1 protein-coding gene is annotated in these 2,157 nt (G+C 46.0%); it reads right to left on the bottom strand.

Annotated features, from left to right (window positions below; genetic code table 11):
• Nucleotides 1–112: 112 nt before the first annotated feature.
• Nucleotides 113–1,585: a group II intron reverse transcriptase/maturase gene (ltrA, locus tag AACQ79_RS13060; RefSeq protein WP_170899891.1), complete on the bottom strand. Its 1,473-nt coding sequence runs from the start codon at nt 1,583–1,585 to the stop codon at nt 113–115.
• Nucleotides 1,586–2,157 lie beyond the last annotated feature (572 nt).

Genomic DNA, 2,157 nt, shown 5'->3' with positions numbered 1-2,157 from the left:
TGTCGAGTAGACGACACCTGTTACCAAGTGTCGTCCCTCTAAGAACCCAGCGTGCAACTTTCACCGCACTAGGCTCAAGCCTTCACAAAGGCACCTGATGGCACCCAGCAACTTATAAAGCAGCGAGAGCAGGCTCATGCCAAGAGTTACGGCATGGCTTCTTTGATTTTCTCTTAGCCAAGTATTCTTGGTATTGAGGATCAAAAGGCGTAGCGGCACTCCTGATTTTCACATGTCTCTCTATTGGCACCTTAGCTATTTGGAACAGATTGAGCTGACAATCCATATTCATGATCTTCTGCCAACCGTGAAATTGCCATTGACCTTGACGGTTGATGAAGTATTTAAGGGCGATCCAAGTTCTAGATTTTGTTGGATGACGCCTTTTAGCCCAGCGCCATAACGTATGGAATAGCTTGTGACCTACAAATCCGAATACCTGTTTTGCAACGCAGTGTCGATAGTAATTCGACCAACCCCTGAGTTTCGGATTTATCAACTTGATTAAATCGTTAACGGGGATGGTTGCGTGCTTTTTGATGAGTTCGCGCAAGTTACTCAAGAGCATCAAAGTGTTGGATTTACTCGGTTTAATGAGCAGTTTTCCTTTGTACTTCCTATGATTAAAACCTAGGAAGTCAAAACCACGGCTGATATGGGTAATGTGCGTTTTCTCTTCGGAGAGTGTTAAGCCTCTTTCTGCTAAGAAATCAGCAATCAACGGTTTAATATCGTTCTCCAGCACTTCCTTTGAAGCACAGGTGACGACGAAATCGTCGGCGTATCCAATAAAGTTGGCTCTAGCACCCTTTTTTAGTGCAGTAGACTTTATGCGTTGCTCAAGCCCTGCAAGAGTCATAAGCATCAAGGTCGGAGATATGACCCCACCTTGTGGTGTTCCCTCGTCAGTGCGATAGAACAACCCTTTGTCTATAAAACCAGACTTTAGCCATTGTTCCAACATACGTTTATCTACGGCAATGTTGTCCATAAGCCATTGATGTCCGATCTTGTCGAAACAGGCTTTGATGTCTCCCTCAAGAACCCATTGAGCTGATTTCTTTAATGCCAGACACTTGAAGCACTGTGCGACTGCATCGGCAGTGCTGCGGTTTGGTCTAAATCCATAGCTGTTAGGGTCGGCAAGTGTTTCTGATACAGGCTCCAGAGCAAGAAGATGAAGCGCTTGCTGCGCTCTATCGGCCATGCAGGGGATACCCAGTGGTCTGAGCTTGCCATTTTTCTTGGGGATGTAGATACGCTTGAGCGGTTTGGCTTGATAAGCTTTTCTGCTCAATTGATTGACTGCTTTCATGCGGCGCGTATCTGTATTCCAGATAACGCCATCAATTCCAGGCGTTTTACTGCCTTTATTTTGAGATACCCGCTTAACAGCAAGAAGTTTTGCTGATCGCGAGTGAGTCAGTATCCACTGCAACGCTTTCGCTTTGCTGTGTTTACCTTCTCGTGTTGCCTTTGCAATACGCATCTGAAGCTTTAAAACATGAGATTCAACGTCTTTCCAATTGGTGGATTGCCATTGAGCACTGTCAGGAGAGGCACTAATCTCTTTTGAAATCATCATTTGCGTTTCTCCTTGAATAAAGTTCTTCAAATTCTCTTGCAACGGAAGACCAGTCGGAAGTCAGCCCACTTTCGTGATCAGATATGAATCTGTATCTGCATCGTTACAATGCAGCCTTCGCTTTTTCCAACCTCCTATACCTGCATCACTATCGGCCACGAAGGCTTTCCCAGAGGGAGTGATACAGGCTTACCGTGTTCCGTATGTCGCGCAATGTCAGTGTAGATGCCCGCTATAGTGCGGAGAGTTCAACGATCACGAAAGAGCACGGGGCAATCTCTTTCCGACTCTCATGCCTTTTGGCCACAGCGTATTAACCACTTCCGCTGATTCATCATATAACGCACCTTATGCGGATTCACTTATGTTCATCATGCTGACTACCTAGCACTCACCCGATTGTGGTTATCAGGAGGATCGTTCTCTCGCGATTTAGATCCCGACTGGTGCATGACCAGTCTTCGTTACATTGTCAGACTCGCTACTTTATTCAGAGTCCTAGGTTCATCTGGTGATACAGATGGTTCACACATTAAGCGGTGAACAGCGCTTCATACGACCTCACGTCGCAC

The sequence above is a fragment of the Vibrio sp. 3-2(1) genome, from assembly GCF_963887575.1.
GTDB lineage: Bacteria > Pseudomonadota > Gammaproteobacteria > Enterobacterales > Vibrionaceae > Vibrio > Vibrio anguillarum.
Note: the sequence above shows the minus strand (reverse complement) of the source record. Positions and strands in the feature narration are given on the sequence as shown.

What these genes read in the sequence shown, in the direction of transcription:
- ltrA (WP_170899891.1), bottom strand. Translation starts at nt 1,585, where the DNA reads ATGATGATTTCAAAAGAGATTAGTGCCTCTCCTGACAGTGCTCAATGG.